Source organism: Alphaproteobacteria bacterium (assembly GCA_039980135.1).
Taxonomy (GTDB): Bacteria; Pseudomonadota; Alphaproteobacteria; order UBA6615; family UBA6615; genus UBA8079.
On record JBDXCV010000009.1, the window covers coordinates 731,900 to 749,252 of the forward strand.

17 protein-coding genes are annotated in these 17,353 nt (G+C 62.4%); 9 read left to right on the plus strand and 8 right to left on the minus strand.

Annotation, left to right across the window (positions count from 1 at the left end):
• The first annotated feature begins 6 nt into the window (after nt 1–6).
• The 5 genes from rnpA (at nt 7) to argB (ending at nt 4,128) form a co-directional block, all read left to right on the plus strand.
• Nucleotides 7–429, plus strand: coding sequence for a ribonuclease P protein component (gene rnpA / locus ABJ363_13965; protein MEP4380103.1), 423 nt, complete (start codon nt 7–9; stop codon nt 427–429).
• Nucleotides 429–740 (plus strand): membrane protein insertion efficiency factor YidD, encoded by a 312-nt coding sequence (yidD, locus tag ABJ363_13970; GenBank protein ID MEP4380104.1) that lies wholly within the window; start codon nt 429–431, stop codon nt 738–740. Before rnpA ends, yidD begins: the two co-directional genes overlap by 1 nt.
• A gap of 6 nt (nt 741–746) precedes the next feature.
• The gene (gene yidC / locus ABJ363_13975; GenBank protein ID MEP4380105.1) at nt 747–2,492 is read left to right on the plus strand and encodes a membrane protein insertase YidC; all 1,746 of its coding nucleotides are present in this window, start codon (nt 747–749) and stop codon (nt 2,490–2,492) included.
• A 13-nt stretch (nt 2,493–2,505) separates the two neighbouring features.
• Nucleotides 2,506–3,156, plus strand: a complete 651-nt coding sequence (gene yihA / locus ABJ363_13980) for a ribosome biogenesis GTP-binding protein YihA/YsxC (GenBank protein MEP4380106.1) — start codon at nt 2,506–2,508, stop codon at nt 3,154–3,156.
• A gap of 63 nt (nt 3,157–3,219) precedes the next feature.
• Nucleotides 3,220–4,128 carry an acetylglutamate kinase gene (gene argB / locus ABJ363_13985; protein ID MEP4380107.1) on the plus strand — a complete coding sequence of 303 codons (909 nt, stop codon included), beginning with the start codon at nt 3,220–3,222 and terminating at the stop codon, nt 4,126–4,128.
• 28 nt (nt 4,129–4,156) lie between these two features.
• On the opposite strand, the gene ABJ363_13990 is transcribed toward argB, so the two are convergent.
• From ABJ363_13990 to ABJ363_14005, 4 genes are read right to left on the minus strand one after another with little or no spacing between them, the layout of a single operon-like run.
• The gene (locus tag ABJ363_13990) at nt 4,157–5,320 is read right to left on the minus strand and encodes a hypothetical protein (GenBank protein MEP4380108.1); all 1,164 of its coding nucleotides are present in this window, start codon (nt 5,318–5,320) and stop codon (nt 4,157–4,159) included.
• Between the two features lie 29 nt (nt 5,321–5,349).
• Nucleotides 5,350–6,759, minus strand: a complete 1,410-nt coding sequence (locus ABJ363_13995; GenBank protein MEP4380109.1) for a DUF2336 domain-containing protein — start codon at nt 6,757–6,759, stop codon at nt 5,350–5,352.
• Nucleotides 6,756–8,534, minus strand: a complete 1,779-nt coding sequence (locus ABJ363_14000) for a diguanylate cyclase (protein ID MEP4380110.1) — start codon at nt 8,532–8,534, stop codon at nt 6,756–6,758. The genes ABJ363_13995 and ABJ363_14000 overlap by 4 nt, the downstream gene beginning before the upstream one ends.
• On the minus strand, nt 8,531–10,267 hold the full coding sequence (locus ABJ363_14005) for an EAL domain-containing protein (GenBank protein MEP4380111.1): 1,737 nt from the start codon (nt 10,265–10,267) through the stop codon (nt 8,531–8,533). The genes ABJ363_14000 and ABJ363_14005 overlap by 4 nt, the downstream gene beginning before the upstream one ends.
• Before the next feature lie 159 nt (nt 10,268–10,426).
• Here ABJ363_14005 and ABJ363_14010 point away from each other — a divergent pair, with 159 nt between their 5' ends.
• The 4 genes from ABJ363_14010 (at nt 10,427) to ABJ363_14025 (ending at nt 13,877) form a co-directional block, all read left to right on the plus strand.
• Entirely contained in the window at nt 10,427–11,116 is a 690-nt protein-coding gene (locus tag ABJ363_14010) for a pyrimidine 5'-nucleotidase (protein ID MEP4380112.1), read from the plus strand.
• A 109-nt stretch (nt 11,117–11,225) separates the two neighbouring features.
• Nucleotides 11,226–12,071 carry a 2,3,4,5-tetrahydropyridine-2,6-dicarboxylate N-succinyltransferase gene (gene dapD, locus ABJ363_14015; protein ID MEP4380113.1) on the plus strand — a complete coding sequence of 282 codons (846 nt, stop codon included), beginning with the start codon at nt 11,226–11,228 and terminating at the stop codon, nt 12,069–12,071.
• 14 nt (nt 12,072–12,085) lie between these two features.
• Complete coding sequence (gene dapE, locus ABJ363_14020) at nt 12,086–13,273, plus strand: succinyl-diaminopimelate desuccinylase (protein ID MEP4380114.1); 1,188 nt, start codon at nt 12,086–12,088, stop codon at nt 13,271–13,273.
• Between the two features lie 28 nt (nt 13,274–13,301).
• Complete coding sequence (locus ABJ363_14025) at nt 13,302–13,877, plus strand: hypothetical protein (GenBank protein ID MEP4380115.1); 576 nt, start codon at nt 13,302–13,304, stop codon at nt 13,875–13,877.
• On the opposite strand, the gene ABJ363_14030 is transcribed toward ABJ363_14025, so the two are convergent.
• The 4 genes from ABJ363_14030 to def are packed head-to-tail and all read right to left on the minus strand — an operon-like array spanning nt 13,874 to nt 17,297.
• Complete coding sequence (locus ABJ363_14030; protein ID MEP4380116.1) at nt 13,874–15,076, minus strand: multidrug effflux MFS transporter; 1,203 nt, start codon at nt 15,074–15,076, stop codon at nt 13,874–13,876. The genes ABJ363_14025 and ABJ363_14030 overlap by 4 nt on opposite strands.
• 1 nt (nt 15,077) lies before the next feature.
• Nucleotides 15,078–15,815 carry a tRNA pseudouridine(38-40) synthase TruA gene (gene truA / locus ABJ363_14035; protein ID MEP4380117.1) on the minus strand — a complete coding sequence of 246 codons (738 nt, stop codon included), beginning with the start codon at nt 15,813–15,815 and terminating at the stop codon, nt 15,078–15,080.
• On the minus strand, nt 15,812–16,726 hold the full coding sequence (gene fmt, locus ABJ363_14040) for a methionyl-tRNA formyltransferase (protein MEP4380118.1): 915 nt from the start codon (nt 16,724–16,726) through the stop codon (nt 15,812–15,814). The genes truA and fmt overlap by 4 nt, the downstream gene beginning before the upstream one ends.
• A gap of 58 nt (nt 16,727–16,784) precedes the next feature.
• A complete protein-coding gene (gene def / locus ABJ363_14045; protein MEP4380119.1) occupies nt 16,785–17,297 on the minus strand; it encodes a peptide deformylase in 513 nt (170 codons plus the stop codon).
• Nucleotides 17,298–17,353: the final 56 nt, after the last annotated feature.

Consider the following 17,353-nt stretch of genomic DNA (forward strand, 5'->3'; position numbering starts at 1 on the left):
GAACTCATGACGACGGCGGAGGCAACAACGCCGAATTCGGCCAGCCACGCGGCCCCGTCGGTCGCGCGCTTGCCGAAACGTCGGGATTTTTTGCGCATCGCGGCCGCGAAGCGCCGCTGGGCAGCGCCGGGCCTGGTGCTTCAGGCTGCGCCCATCCCCGATGACGCAGAATTACAGGCGGGGACGATCCGCGTCGGCTTCACCGCCACGCGCAAGATCGGCAACGCCGTGGTGCGCAATCGAGCGCGACGCCGTCTGCGGGCCGCCGTTCGCGAGATCATCCCGACCCGGGCGCGCCCGAACCTGGACTATGTCCTGATCGCGCGCGCCGCAACGGGGGCGCGGGACTATGGTGCCCTGCGTGAAGATCTCGTCACAGCCCTGGACCGCTGCGACGCATTGCGACGCGACGAGGAAAGCCAGGCCTGATGAAGCATGTGTCACATCTTCCGGTGCTGCTGCTGAAAGGCCTGATCCTGGTCTGGCAATGGGTCCTTTCGCCGGTTCTCGGCGCCAATTGCCGCTATCAACCGAGTTGCTCCCATTACGCCGCCGAGGCGCTTTCACGCCACGGCGCCGTGCGTGGCAGCTGGATGGCTGCCCGCCGGATCCTGAGCTGCAACCCATGGAGCGGCGCCGGTTACGACCCCGTCCCGGGGGCACATGCCTGTGCCGGTCACGAACATACCGAACACGAACAAACCCCGCATGGCGCCGCCATGCACACGCCGCGGAGTTAGGCGCAGATGGACACGAAAAACCTCATCCTCGCGATCGCGTTGTCGCTCGCCATCCTGCTCGGTTGGCAGACCTTCGTCGAGCAGCCGCAACAGGCGGAGCGGCAGGCCGAACTGGAACGCCAGGAGCTGGCGGCCGGGCGCGACCCCAACACCATCGGGGTGCCGTCGGTCCCGTCAGCCGCCGGCAACCAGCCCGTAGTCGCCGCCGAACCACGCTCGCGCGACGAGGTGATCGCCGACACCGACCGGATCGCCATCAACACACCCGCCCTCAGCGGGACGATCAATCTGGTCGGCGGCCGTTTCGACGACCTGACCCTGCGCGAATATCGCGACACGATCGAGCCGGACAGCAAGCTGATCACGCTGCTGTCGCCGCGCGGTTCCGACGATCCCTATTTTGCCGAGTTCGGATGGCTCACCGGCAACGGCACGGTCTCGGGCGGTGGGCAGACCCGTTGGACAGCCAGTCAGAACGAACTGACGCCGGATTCTCCCGTGGTCCTGACCACCCGCACCGATGACGGCTTGCTGCTGACACGCACCGTGGCGGTCGACGACCATTTCATGTTTACCGTGACCGACCGGATTCAGAATACCGGCACGGCAGCTGTCAATGTCAGTCAGTTCGGCCGCATCACCCGGGTCAACGAACCGGACACGCTGGGCTTCTTCATCCTGCATGAAGGCCCGATCGGCATCCTCGACGACACCCTGCACGAGCTCGACTATGACGATCTCGAGGATGAACCCGAGACGCCCCAGGCTTTCGAGTCCGTGGGCGGCTGGCTCGGCTTCACCGATATCTACTGGCTGACGGCCCTGATCCCGGACCAGGACACAAAGGTCGATACGCGTTTCCTCTTCGACACCACGGGGACCGGCGCCAAGCTCTATCAGACCGACTACCGGGGCAATGCGATCGCGCTGGCGCCGGGCGAACTCGCCGAGGTCACCAGCCGGTTCTTCGCCGGTGCCAAGGTGTTCAAGACCCTGACCGACTATCGCGATGATCTCGGAATCGAGCGGTTCGAAATGTCGATCGATTTCGGCTGGTTCTTCTTCCTGACCAAGCCGCTTCTCGACGTCATTATTTTCTTCGCCGAGTTCCTGGGCAACTTCGGGCTGGCGATCCTGCTGGTCACGGTCATCATCAAGCTGTTCTTCTTCCCGCTCGCCAACAAATCCTACAGATCGATGAGCGCCATGAAGGCGCTGCAACCGAAGATGCAGGAGATGCGCGAGAAATATGCCGACGACAAGCAGGGCATGCAGCGTGAGTTGATGGCGTTGTACCGGCGCGAGAAGGTCAATCCGGTCTCCGGTTGTCTGCCCATCGCCTTGCAGATTCCGGTGTTCTTCGCGCTCTACAAGGTGTTGTTCATCTCCATCGAGATGCGCCACGCGCCGTTCTTCGGTTGGGTGAAGGATCTGTCCGCGCCCGACCCGCTGAATATCATTACCCTGTTCGGCGCCGTCCCCTGGGACCCGCCATTTGGCCTCGCCCTGGGCGTCTGGCCGATCCTGATGGGTATCACCATGTTCCTGCAGCAGAAGCTCAACCCGGCACCGGCGGACCCGGTCCAGGCCAAGATATTCCTGCTTATGCCGGTGTTTTTCACCATTTTCCTGGCCAGTTTCCCGGTCGGGCTGGTGATCTACTGGACGTGGAACAACCTGCTCTCGATCACCCAGCAATACGTCATCATGCGACGTATGGGCGTCAAGGTCGGCGGTGGGAAGTCCACCTGACGGTCCTGGCACCATGACCGACCCCGACGGCGCGGCGGCAGACGCCAACCTCGCGGCTGCGCGCCATCTGTTCGCCCAGGAATGCACCTTCGTGCGCGGCGTCGCACGCCTGCCCGATTTGCCGGAACCGGCCCTGCCCGAAATTGCCTTTGCCGGACGCTCGAATGTCGGCAAATCGAGCCTCCTGAACGCGTTGACCAACCGCAAGACCCTGGCGCGAACCAGCAACACGCCCGGGCGAACGCGCGAGCTGAACTTCTTCGACCTCGCCGGACGCCTGATGCTTGTGGATTTGCCGGGCTACGGATATGCCCGCGCCCCGAAGACAGAAATCGCCCGCTGGAACACGACGTTGCGCGATTATCTGCGCGGCCGGCCAAATCTGCAGCGGCTCTGCCTGCTGGTCGATTCACGCCACGGCATCAAGGACGGTGACCGTGAGATGATGGCCATGCTGGACAGTTCGGCGGTCGTGTACCGGGTGGTCCTGACCAAGGCCGACAAGCCCAAATCCCCGGAACTGGCGCGCCTGATCGAGGCCGTGGCCACGGAGATGAAGAAACACCCCGCGGCATTGCCCGAGCCCATCGTGACCAGCGCGCGCAAGAGCATCGGAATCGATGACCTGCAGGCCGATCTGGCCACGCTGGCGAATACGGGTTGAATTGGGCTAAGTTCCCGCCGGTCGCCAACCGCGCAAAGACAGCGAAAACAAACGGATAGCATGATGGCCCAAGACAACGTGCCACCGCCCGAGGAATTGCTCGCCAAAGCGGGTGTTCTGACCGAGGCGCTTCCCTATATGCGCCAGTTCAACGGCAAGCGATTCGTCATCAAGTATGGCGGCCACGCAATGGGTGATCAGGCGCTCGCCAGCGCGTTCGCGCGTGACATCGTGCTGCTGAAGCAGGTCGGCATCGAGCCGATTATCGTGCATGGCGGCGGACCCCAGATCGGGGCGATGCTCGAGCGGCTCAAGATCAAGAGCGAGTTTATCGACGGCCTGCGCGTCACCGACGAGGAGACCGTCGAAATCGTCGAGATGGTTTTGTCCGGTTCGATCAACAAGCAGATCGTATCCGCGATCAACGCCGCAGGTGGCCGCGCAGTCGGCCTGTCTGGCAAGGATGGCGGCCTGATGTCCGTCCGCAAACTTCGGCGCACCCGGCGTGAAACGGATTCGAACATCGAGAAGATTCTCGATCTCGGTTTTGTCGGCGAACCGTCGCGGGTCGATCCCGAACTGCTCACCACCCTGACCCGATCAGACATCATCCCCGTCATCGCCCCGATCGGGGTCGGTGACGACGGCGCGACCTATAACGTCAATGCAGATACGGCCGCCGGGGCCATCGCCTCCGCACTCGAAGCGACGCGCCTGCTCATGCTGACCGATGTAACCGGCGTGATGGGCAAGGACGGCGAGCTGGTCGCCGACATGAGCGTGGATCATGCCCGACAACTGATCGCCGACGGCACCATCAGTGGCGGCATGATACCAAAGGTCGAAACCTGTATCGATGCGGTCGAGAAGGAGGTCGAAGCGTCGGTCATCATGGATGGCCGCGCGGCGCACTCACTGCTGATCGAGATTTTCACCGAACACGGTCTCGGCACCGCGATCTGGGCGGCTTAGTCGCCCGGCGCACGCCGGATCCGTCGGCTCAGGCCGAAACGCGCAGGTTGCTGGCGGGCGACCGGCGCATGTCGAACAAAATCGAAAGCGTGTCGAACATTTCATTGAATTGCTCATAGCGCAGCCGCGTCCCATACGTGTCGATCGTCTTCGACCAGATGTTGAGTGCGTGAATGTTTGCGCTCAGGCAAGTCGCCAGGTTCGTATAGTCCTCATCCGCGGTCGACAGGAAATCCTTGAATGCGCGCGGTTGATTGTCGTTGATGAAGGCGCGGTAGCTCTGTTCGTAGTTGCCCAGGACCAGCTTGATGCTGCGGTACGTGTCACGCACCTTGTCGCGCACCCCGAGCAATGAATATTCGACCCGGTCCCGATCGTCCGGCAACAGCCGCACCCAGTCGACCGGAATGGCGACCTTGTCGTTCCCCAGCCAGGAGAAGAAGGCCTTCATTTGCGGCAGGAAGTCCTCGAACTGAACCTGGTAGTAGCAAATCGCCTTCCAGGCGAAGAACAGTTCCGGCGCACGATCCTCGGGAATGTCCATGCTGCGGACAAAATCCTCGATCCCCTCGATGTCCTTGGCTTCCCAGATCTTGGCCAGGAAGCGCGAGACATGTTGCTCCATCTTTTCTACCGACAGCGTGCCCTCGGACGTGTAGGCGCGACGTACCAATGTGCGAATTTTTGTCCGGATGGGAGAGCGAATCCGCTTCCAGTCTTCCTCGCTGATGTTGAAGTAGAACGGATGGATACGATCGTCGAGATCGAGTTGCTCGGATTTACTCTTCAACAGGAACGGGTCGAGGGTCGGCAGGGAATAAACCATCTCGAGAATTTCGAGGTCCATCACATAGTCGACCTGGCTTTCCTCACTCTTGGAATCGGCGCCGGTCTTCACACGGAGCATTCGGTTGAACCCCGGGTCGTCGAATAGAATGGAGTCGCCACCCTCATACACATTCGCCAGATTGTAGGGGAAATACATCAGCGTCTGCACGGTCGACACCGTGTGATACTGGGTTTCGTTGCGCTCCATGATCTTGAAGAATAGCGTTTCGTTGAGCGTCTTGTTTCGGAACAGCTTCCCGACCGGATCGTTCGCCGGAATCCGTCGCCCGATATCGTAGACGTTGAACGCGGTCGAACGACCGGCGTTGATGACTTTCGAAAGTGAGCCTCGATCCATAGGCATTTTGAGGGTTCCTCTTTACAGCTACCGAGCTAGTTGCCGTCGGCCATGCCGGCGACAAATTCGAGCTGCCAGGTCATCTCTTCGGGCGAAATCGGATAGCCGTCAGACGCGGTCGCGCGCAGCACGCCGCTCGGTGGAATTTTGGCAAGGTTCATCTGCAGCCGCGTTGCAAGCCGCATGGTCAGACCGGACTTCCACGCAAGTGCGACGAGTGCCTTGGCATTCTGGAGAGACGCCGCCTTTCGCACGACTTCTTTCGGAACATCAGCCAGCAGCGATATCGCGGCAATTACGAAATCCGTTTCTCCATCATTGAGCGCATGGGACACGTGCTTCTCCGCGAGCGACCCCTTCTTGTGAAGTTTCTCCGCACGCTTGATCTGTGCCGGGTTCTCAGCGGCACTTTTCTCACTCGCCCAGTCGGGATCGGCCGCGATATCCGCAACAGGGCCCTGCCCGGCATCGCCTTTTGATTTCGCCCAGTTCGGATCCTCTACGCCAGCGTTCGCTTTTGACGTGTCGGGCGTGTCGGACCAGATTTCCGCGAGATCCTCAATGGCTCTGCCATCCAGCCTGCGCTGAATGACCTGATCAATCGCGGCCATGGCACCATCATCAAGGTCGGTCCGCTTCTTGAGTTCCACAAGCAACGTCTCGGAGACGATATCCGCAATCCGCCGCATGGCATCGACATGGAGACCCGGTCGCTGAACCAGCGGCCCATGCCACCCGGGCTGCCCCGGGGCCTGGTCGACGATCCGGTCGAGTGTCTCCTCGCGAATTTGCGCACTTTCATTTCCAAGCAGTTCTGCCACCGCCTCCGCATCGCCTGAGTTGACGATCGCATCCGCCACCTCCTCGCCCAGCGCAACACGCCGCGAGATAGCCTTCAGCGCACCCTGCACCGGCTCGCTGTTGAGCACCCGGATCAGAAAATCGTCATTCAGGATGGGGGAGTGTTCGAGCACCAGCCCGCTAACGGTGAGTTCGCGGTCCATCGCCAGTTTTTCGACAATATGAACGGGCGCGCCGGTACTGTCTTTCATGGTTTCCGCCAGAATCTGGCGGACCCGAACCAGCTGATCACCCGCCAGGATCTCCAACGCCTGCATCGTCACTTTGTAGACGTTGGTTTGCTCGCTTTCCTTCATGGTCAGCGACGAGGTCGCAATCTTGCCGGCCACATCGGACCGGACCCGGTCATCATCATCCTGGGCCAGCATGAGGTCCGCGTGACGCGGGGTCAGATCGTTTTGCGCAATCTGCCGGCGCACACCCGGATCGGGATCTCCGGCCAGATAGTAGAGAATCTCCGGCCGGACATCTTCGCGTCCCGCCAGGCCACGTCTTTCATCATGACTGCCGTCGCGCGCCATGCGTTTCTGGTCGTCATAGGGGATCATGTTCTCAGGTTCGGGATTTATTTGTGCATCGGTCATCGACCCGTGCCTCCGCCGCTCGGCCCGGCAGCGTTGTGGTGTATCGAAACGCCGCCATCATCCACGACAGCCAGTTCATCCTGCTGTCCCGCGACGGACCAGCCATTCTTGCCGCTTTTCTTCGCCGCATACATCGCGTCATCCGCGCGAATGAGAAGTTCCCGCAGCGATTCACCCGATGCCGGTTCAAATCGCGCGAGCCCGATCGATGCGCCAAGCGGCTTCGCGGGATCCCCGGAACGTTCGGCCAGTTTCGAGAGCATCGCCAGGAATTCATCCGCGCGCTTCGTGGCACTGTCGATATCGAGATCATTGAGCCAGATCGCGAATTCATCGCCGCCGATCCGCGCCACCAGATCATAGATACGGCTGCACGATGAGAGCATCGCGGATATTTCGCACAAGACGGTGTCGCCGACTTCGTGACCGCGATTGTCATTGATCGCCTTGAAGTTATCGAGATCGATATAAAGCAGCGCGCCCGGTTTGCGGTCCCGCACAGCGCGCGCCATGGCGGCCTCAAGCGCATCCTGGAAAGCACGCCGGTTCATCAGACCCGTCAGGCCGTCGGATTTCGACATATGCTCGAGGTCGCGCTGGTCGGCGATCTGACGCATGGCAATCGCGAGTTGTCCGGCAACTGCCGTCAGGATGGCATGCTCATCCTCATGCCATTGGGGGCTCATTATACTGCGCATCAGCAAAACCGAACCGTTGACGGCACCGTGGTACCAGGTGCGGCGACCGAAGACGCGGTGTTCGCCAATGCGAACTTCGAATGTGTCGTCCCCGGCGGCCAGGTGCTCCGCCAGGAGCGATGCATCGATCGTGTCGGGCCAGCCACCGTGGGTGGCCAGGATTTTCCAACCCTCTTCCGAGCCATAACTCATGACGGCCGCCTCGGACGACGTGGCGCGACCCAACATGGATGCGGCGGATTCGAGCATCGCCTGGGGGCGCGCTTCCTCGCGTATCTGATTGACGATGTAGGCAACGACCTGCTCGCGCACCTTCGATTGGGCGAGTTCACTGTCGCGAAGGCGTTCATGGGTCACATCGCGACAAAGACCGCGCGCGCCGCACCATGCGCCATCCGGTCCGGCGACCGGAACCGCGGAGGCCAGGAGACACGCCTCTTCATCGTCGATATTGCGCAACCAAACCTGCGCGTGCACCACAGGCTTGCGGGCCTGGAAGGGCAGTTGGACATTTGTCGTTCCGGACTCAACAAGGAATTCGTCCGGCCGGCGCCCCAGCAGATCTTCCGGTGAATAACCGAGCGCGCCATGCGGCGAGACGAACACGAAACGACCCTCGACATCGGTTTCCCACGCGAAATCGCTCGATATGGTCACCAGATCACGGTAGCGCTGGCGCGAATCGAACAAGGCCTGGCGGATATTGATATCGTAGGTGTTGTCACGCGCGAGAACGAAAACGCGATCGCCGGAAGCCGGCAACGCGACGCATTCGAACCAGCGCGACGTGCCTTCAATCGAGACCTCGACCCTGTCGCAAACGCTGCCTTGCGCCTGGTGCGCCAGCGAGACCAGCCCGGTGATCGTCGAACCCGCCGTCCGGATCGATTCCCGCGCAAAATGCGCACCCATTTCATTGGCGCCGATGACGATGCCGTTGGACGCAAACTCGATCACGGCGCCCGGCCATCCGGCGAGCGCCAGGTCCAGGCCATCCAAATTCGGATTCGGCACGTCTTTCCAGAAATCCGGGCTGGCCGACAGACCAACCTCGGGGCGCGTATCCAAGAGGCTCATTCGGCCGCCTCCACTGCCGGTTTCTTCTCCGGCGTGAACGCAACCGGGCGCGGACTCTGGAAGGATGTGATCAGCTTGTTCGGCCGGCCATAGAGGTAACCTTGGCCGTAGTCGATGCCGCACTCGCGCACCAGATCGGCCACGCTTTCCTCTTCGATCATCTCCGCGACCGTCGTCACCCCAAGGTCCCGGCACATGCCGGCCATGGCCTTCAACAGGGCCTTGCCGCGCGTGTTGTTGATCGCATCGATGACATAAGCGCCGTCGATCTTCACGCAATCGACATGCAGAGAGCTGAGATACTGAAACGCCGAAACGCCGGCACCAAAATCATCAAGGCATACCGGGTGACCGGCTGACCGCAGTTCCTGAATGATACGGTCGGCCTCTTGGAGGTCGTCCAGTTGGGCCGATTCGGTCACTTCAAACAGGATGAACTCGCGCGCCACCGAGAATTCTGCAAGCAGGTCGATCAGGTTCTGAACAAAAGACGGCGTACTGAGTGACCGTCCCGAGATGTTCACCGCGACCATGTAGCGATAGCCCTGCCCGTTGATCTCATCGAGCCAACACAGGACCTTACGGGCCATCGCCAGGTCGAAATCACAGATAATTCCGACCTCTTCGGCGAAAGTGACAAACTCGAACGGCGTCGCCTCGAAATTCTCATGGTCAAAGCGCACCAGCGCCTCGAAATGATGCGGTCGACCGGTCTTCATGTCGCATATGGGCTGGAACGCGACGTCGAACGCACCGCGCTGGATCATCTTCACGAACTTGTTGCGCCGCTCGACCGTCTCGGATGCCAGGCTGCTGAAGCCCTCGGACAATTCCCGGACGGTGAATTCGCCCGCCGACTCGTTGCAAAACCGATTGATCGTGTAAACCAGCGCCTTCGCCGTGTCCGCCTCGCTCATCACACCCGGCTGCACATCGACCGTGGCCGCCTCGACAGACAGTCCCGCACCCTTCGGGTCGACCTCGCGTGCGTAGGTTTCGATCTGGCCGGACAATGCCGCCATGTCGGCATGCATGGCATGGACAACACCAAACCTGTTGTCGTCCAGCTGGCCCGCGAGATCGCCATGGAGCGAGTTCGCCCGGAACATGGAGCCCATCGTCGCCGACAGTTCGTCCTGCGCTTCCTCGGTCAGGCGTTCTCGCAGTTCGTCGTAATCCCCCAGCTCGATCATCGTGAGCTGGCATTCTTCACCATCGGTGCTGGCTTCGGAGAGTGCCTGCGTCGCGATCTCGGCGAACGAACCCTTGTCGTACACCTCCATACCCTCAACGCGCACCGCGTCCTCGTCGGCAATCGGACTGACGGCCGGCTTCACCCTGAACGACAGGTAGGTGTGTCCACCCAGATCGCTCATGTGAAAGCCGCTCAGGCTGAGCACGACCGACTGACCGGCCGGTGTGCAGAATGTGATCAGCGCATCATCGATCCGCGTGCCGGCGCGGGCATCCCGGAGCAGTCGATCGAGTTTCCTCTGGTCGGCCTCGTGAATGAGATCCTTGAGACGGGCACCCTTGAGCTGCTCGGCATCGCTTCCGGTAAAGGCCTTCGTGGCGCCCACCGCAAACGTAACCTCACCTGCCACGTCGACTTCGAAGAGCAGGTCGGCGTTGCAGAATGCGAGCGCAACGAAACGATCACGCTCCGCGCGCAAGCCGCCGAGGTCCCGGCGCGCGTCGTCAGACAGACCCAATGTTCCCGGGGATTGACTCAATCCCTTGTCTCCGCTTCGTTTCAACGATCTCCGCAACGGTGATGACGCGCGGATAAATTCAATGCGGTGCAATCCTACCGTCACCGCGGTTAACGAAGTCTTATTGACGCGGCCGGGATTCCCTCCCGCCACGCCCGGAATCCCGGGGTTGAGGAACGTATGAAACCGATTGCGGAACTGAAGCAGACGGAAAGCTGGATTTTCGATCTCGACAACACCCTCTACCCTGCATCCACAGGGTTGATGGCGCAGGTGTCGTCCCGGATGACGACGTTCGTCGCAGACTTGTTGGGCGTTGAGCCCGAGTCCGCACTGGTTGAACAAAAACGCATGTTCCGCGAACACGGAACCACCCTGCGCGGCCTGATGAATTATCATGCGGTCGACCCCACCGCGTTCATGGCCTATGTCCATGCCGTCGACTATGGGCTGGTCGATGAGAACCCCCGCCTGGCGCGTGTGCTGCGCGCACTGCCCGGGCAGAAAATTGTCTACACGAATGCGTCGGTTCCGCATGCCGAATCCGTGCTCGAAAGGCTGGGCATCGCGGACGTCTTTGCGGGAATTTTCGACGTCGCCGCCGCCGATTATGTGCCCAAACCGAACCCGCGCCCCTATGACGTCCTCGCGGCACGCCACGGGGTCGAACCGTCGCGCGCGGTCATGGTCGAGGATATCGCCCACAATCTGGCCCCGGCCGCTGCGATGGGCATGACAACACTGTGGGTTCGCACGAATGGCCCGGTGGATGCCTATTGGGCAGCACCATCCGAAGACGACGACTATGTGCACCATCAGACCGACGATCTTGTTGCGTGGCTGGAAAAAGTGGCGGCGCATGACCGATGAAAACGCCCATGCGCGTTGACATCGGGGCCTGACCGCCGCCATCTTCGCGCCGCCAACCAAACCAAGCATGGACAACGCCCGCAAGGGCGCGCACTGACAGGAAAAGCCAATGAGCACGAGTGATCTTCAATCCGCGATCGAAACCGCATGGGACAACCGTGAATCCCTGACGCCGGCCACAACGGGCGCCGACCGCGAAGCCGTGGAGACCGCGCTCGCCCAGCTCGATAGCGGCGCCGCGCGCGTCGCCGAGAAGATTGACGACGCATGGCAGGTCAACGAATGGCTCAAGAAGGCCGTTCTCCTGTCGTTCCGGCTGAACGATATGGAGATGATCTCCGGCGGCCCGGGCGACGGAACGGCGTGGTGGGACAAGGTCCCGTCGAAATTCGCCGGCTGGGGGCCGGGTGAGTTCGAGGCCGCCGGTTTCCGCGCGGTGCCGAATGCGATCGTCCGTCATTCCGCCTTCATCGCGCCCGGTGCCGTGCTGATGCCGAGTTTCGTCAATCTGGGTGCCTATGTCGGCAGCGGCACCATGGTCGACACATGGGCCACGGTCGGCAGTTGCGCACAGATCGGTGCCAACGTGCACCTGTCGGGCGGCGCGGGGATCGGCGGCGTCCTGGAACCGCTGCAGGCCAACCCGGTCGTCATCGAGGATAATTGCTTCATCGGCGCGCGCTCGGAAGTCGCCGAAGGCGTGATTGTCGAGGAAGGGGCCGTGCTTTCGATGGGCGTGTATCTGGGTGCATCGACCAAAATCATCGATCGCGAGACCGGTGAAACACTGACCGGCCGCGTACCGGCCTATTCGGTGGTCGTTCCCGGCAGTCTGCCCGGCAAGCCGTTGCCTGACGGCAGCCCGGGCCCAAGCCTCTACTGCGCGGTGATCGTCAAGCGCGTCGATGCCCAGACCCGGTCCAAGACCTCCATCAACGAGCTGCTGCGCGACTGATATTCGCGCCCGTCATGACCGAACCCACACCCACAGACGACCCGATCGCGCTTTCCCAGGCGCTGATCCGCTGCCCCAGCGTCACGCCCGAAGACGGCGGCGCGCTCGGCGTTCTGGATTCGGCGCTCGAGTCGCTGGGGTTCACCGTCCACCGGCTTCGCTTCACCGATGTGGATACACCGGATGTGAATAATCTTTACGCCCGCCTCGGCGATGGTGGTGCGAATTTCTGCTTCGCGGGGCATACGGATGTCGTCCCGGTCGGCGATCCGGACGCATGGGCGGGTGATCCGTTCGCGGGTGACGTGATCGACGGTCACCTCTTCGGCCGTGGCGCGGCCGACATGAAGAGCGCCATCGCGGCGTTCACGGCCGCCACCGGTCGTCTCATCGCCCGCCATGGCGCGCCTGACAGCTGGTCACAACCCGGCTCCATCAGCCTGCTGATTACCGGGGATGAGGAAGGCCCCGCCATCAACGGCACCCGCAAGGTTCTGGAATGGCTTGTAGACAGGGGCGAGGCGCTCGACGCCTGTCTGGTCGGTGAGCCGACCAATCCGGACGCCATGGGTGACATGATCAAGATCGGGCGCCGCGGCAGCATGATGGGTTATCTGACCGTCCGCGGCGTTCAGGGTCACGCGGCCTATCCGCATCTGGCCGATAACCCGGCCCATCGGATCGTGCGCCTGCTCGACGCCCTGACCGCCGAGCCTCTCGACGAGGGCACCGAACATTTCCAGCCCTCGACCCTGCAGATCACCACAATCGATATCGGGAACCCGGCGGAGAACGTTATTCCCGGCGAGGCACGTGCGACCTTCAACATCCGGTTCTGCGATCTGCATACGTCGGAAAGCCTGAAAATTCGGCTCCACGGAACACTGGATGCCGCCAGCGGAGGCGGCGATTACGATCTCGCATTCCGTATCACGGGCGAGGCCTTCCTCACGCCACCCGGTGCCCTGAGCGATTCAATTGCGAATGCCGTGATGGCCGTCACGGGGCGGCGGCCGGAGCTCAGCACGACCGGCGGCACATCGGATGCCCGCTTCATCAAGGACTTCTGCCCGGTCGCCGAATTCGGCCTGGTCGGCCAGACCATGCACAAGGTCGACGAGAATGTGAGTTGCGCCGACATCGAGGCGCTCGCAGAAATCTATCTCAAGGTGCTCGAAACCTATTTCGGACTGAGCCAATAACGATCGGGGATGCGCCGCGGCGCGCGACATGAACCCACTGGAAGCCGCTCACGGAGTATTCGGCGCCTGGCGCCTGCTGCATTTCGACCGGTCCGGATTGCGCCATTTCCGGTCGACTCCGGAAGGGTTCTGGAATTCGTTCTGGGTCGCGGTCCTCGCGCTCCCGGCCGAGGCAATTATGAGCCTTCTGGTCCTTTCGGCGCTGCCCGAGACCGCACCCGAGGCCAGTCTCGGCCGCGTCACCCTGGTTTTCGTATTCATATTCGTCGTGCGCTGGCTCGCCTATCTGGCGGCGATTGCCGAACTTTCAGAAGCCATCCTGCGCCGTGAACACTTCGTTACCTACGCCGTTGCATACAACTGGTCCCAAATCGTCCGGATCGTCATCCTGCTACCCGCCGTGGCCATTTTTGCGGTCGACGGCGTCGACGGCTCCGGCTGGGGTATCGCGATCTTCTATGCCGCCCAGGTCGGCCTCTGGGTCTATTCCTGGGTAATTGCGCGCATTGCCCTCGACGCGCCACGCGGTGCGGCGATCATGACCGTCGTCATCGAAATCGCGATTGCCGGCATGTTCGCCTTCGCGTTCAACGCGATCGTCTAATTGCGGCAGGCGCGCAATCCAGCCAGACCCGCCACGAGAATCAGCGCGGATGCACCCGCAACACATACCGCCAACGGCCATGCCGTGCCGTCCGGGGCCTGGCTGACAAAAAACGCACCCGCCGCCGCGCCCGTCATCTCGAATGTGGCCAGCATCGCTGCGCTCATCCCGCGCCCCTGATCGCCGGCCTGTTGAAAGGCCAGGACCGGCGCCGAGGCAAATAACGGGCCCAGGGCAAAGGCAAACACGCTCATCGCCGCCGTAAGGGTGACCGGCGTATCGCCGACCGCGACGGCCAGCAGCATCAGCAACCCCGATACCGACGCCGTCACAACCCCCAATGCGAAGAGCCTTGTGACACCGATCCGGGCGACGACCTTGTTCGACAGCATGCTACCGAAGAAGAACGCGGTCACGATTGCGCCCTGGAACAACCCGTAATGCCGTGTGGCAACGCCGTGCCGATCGATCAACAGGAACGGCGCCTCGGTGATGAAAGCAAAAATCGCACCCAGGGCCAGCCCGAGGGTCAGCGCAATCGACACAAACGCCGGCAAAGACAACAGCCGGGCATAGCCCGTCACGACCGAGCCGATCCGCAACGCCACCCGCTCGCCCGACACCAGGGTCTCCGGCAGGCGCAGGACCGCCAACAAAAGGACCGCGGCAACAATGCCGGTCAGCAGGATGAAGTTCGCCTGCCAGCCGTACCATTCGAAAACAAACCCGCCGATGATCGGGCCGACGGCCGGCACCAGCGCGATGATCATGCCGTAAATCGCATAGACCTTGGCCGAATCCTCGGATTTGTAGATGTCGCCGATCACCGCGAGGACGATCACTGCCTCGACGCTGGCCGACGCCCCCATCAGGATGCGCGCCGCCAGGAGATGTCCGATAGTCTGTGACAGGGCGGCACCAATCGCCGTAAACAGGAATGCGGTCATGCCAATCAGGAACACGATGCGCCGGCCATATCTGTCGCTCAACGGCCCCCAGATGAGCTGGGCCACCGCAAAAGCAGCCATATTCAACGCCATGGTGAGCTGCACCGTTTCAGCGTCGGTATCGAAATAGCCCGGCAGATGGGGCAGCGACGGCGCGTAGAGGTCGGTCGACAGGAGCGAGGCGCCGCCGGCCGCGATGAGAATAAACAGGATCAGTCGTGACGGGCGCTGCGAATCCGAATTCTGCGCCAACTCAATACTCCACGCGTACGAGGCAGAGCCCGTCCGCCGGTGCCGTGGGGCCGCCCGCCGCGCGGTCGCGCGCCGCCAGGGCATCGCGTACATCTCCGCGCGTCCACTTGCCTTCGCCGACCAGCTTGAGCGTACCGACGATGTTCCGCACCTGGTGATGCAGAAAAGACGGCGCCGACACATCGACGACCAGTTCATCTTCATGTCTTGAAACCGTCAGCCGGTCGAGCGTCTTCACCGGCGACCTGGCCTGGCACAGGGTCGCGCGGAACGAGGTAAAATCGTGATGCCCGACAAGTTCCTGCGCGGCGTCCGCCATCGTGTCGGCATCGAGCCGGACCCGGACCCACCAGACCCGCCCCGCGTCGAGGGCCGGCTGCGGCCGGCGATTGAGGATCCGGTAGCGGTAGTGCCGCGCGGTCGCGGCATAGCGGGCGTGAAAATCATCGTCGACCACCTCGGCCCGCAGCACGGCAATCGGAATTTCGCGTAAAAAATGGTTCATCGCGTCGCGCACCGTCTCGGCACTGACGTCTTTCTCGATATCCACATGTGCGGTCTGCGCCTCGGCATGGACCCCGGCATCGGTGCGGCCCGCGCCGTGGACGATCGCCGCCTCGTCGCAAAACGCATGTACCGCCCGTTCGAGTTCGGCTTGAATTGAGGGACCATTATCCTGCCGCTGCCAGCCGACATAACCAGTCCCGTCATACTCGACCGTCAGCTTGTAGCGAGTCATGTGAACACCGTGCCCGCCGTGACCGGTCGGCCACGCAGATAATCCGCCGCCGCCAGCGCAGCCTTGCCCGCCCGCTGGACGGTGATCAGCCGCAACGCTCCGTCGCCGCAGGCCACGGTAAGCATATCATCGAGCACCGTTCCGGGTTCACCGTGACCCGCGACCATGTCGGCCGCCAGCACCTTGATCCGTTCGCCGTCATGTTCGAACCAGGCGCCGGGCCAGGGGGCGAAGGCGCGCACATGGCGTTCGAGCTGTGCCGCCGGCAGGGCCCAGTCGATCCGCTCTTCGCCACGCGTGATCTTCGCCGCATAGGTCTCGCCCGCGTCCGGCTGCGGGACAGCCTCCAACGTGCAAGCCTCCAGACCCGCCAGCGCCTCGACGATCAGCTTCCCGCCCAGTGCCGCAAGCGCGTCGTGGAGCATGCCCGCATTGGTTTGGGCGGTGATCGGCAGGGCTTCACGCAGCAATTCCGGGCCGGTATCGAGCCCGGCGTCCATCTGCATGATCGTGACCCCGGTCTCTGAATCACCGGCCTGGATCGCGCGCTGGATCGGCGCCGCACCGCGCCAACGCGGCAGCAGGGACGCATGAATATTGATGCAGCCGAGCCTCGGCGCATCGAGCACCGGCTGGGGCAGGATCAGGCCGTACGCGACAACCACGGCGGCGTCGAGATTCAACGCCGCAAACGCGACCTGGGCCTCCTCGTCGCGCAGGGTTGCCGGCGTACGCACCGGAATTCCTGCGGCGTCGGCATGGTCATGGACCGGCGAGCGGCGCCCGCTCTGTCCTCGACCGGCCGGACGCGGCGGTTGGGTATAGACGCACGTAACCTCATGCCCTGCCGCACGCAGCGTATCGAGCGCCGGGACCGAAAAATCCGGGGTGCCGAGAAAGGCTATACGCATGTTCCGTGCCGTCCCGTCTTCATCTGCGCGGCGGAGGCGTGGCTGCCGTTCGCGCCGTCTAGGCCTGCTGCCGCTTCAGCTTCTTCATTTTGCGCAGGATGATATTCCGCTTGAGCGGCGTCAGATAATCAATGAACAGGACCCCGTCGAGATGATCGATCTCATGCTGGATACAGGCCGACAACAAGCCGCTCGCGTCGAGCTCCTGTGTGTCGCCGTCGGGGTCGAGAAAGCCGACCTTGATCTCGCGCGACCGCGACACCTCGCCATAGTGGTCGGGAATGGACAGGCAACCTTCTTCGGCCAGCACATTCTCTTCCGACCGCCAGGTAATTTCGGGGTTGATCATCCGATAGGGCTGTGGCGCCTCATCCTCGCGCGCCACATCGCACACGATCACGCGCTGTTCCGCGGCCACCTGGGGCGCCGACAGGCCAATTCCGGGCGCCTCATACATGGTCTCGAGCATATCGTCGAGCAGCCGGCGCACCCCGTCATCGATCGACGCGACCGGTTCGCACTTCACCTTGAGCACCGGGTCCGGTGCCAGAACGATCGGCAACTTCGCCATCGCGCGTGACCTCTAAAACTGAGAAAATCCAGACAATTCCGGCTGTTACCTATGAC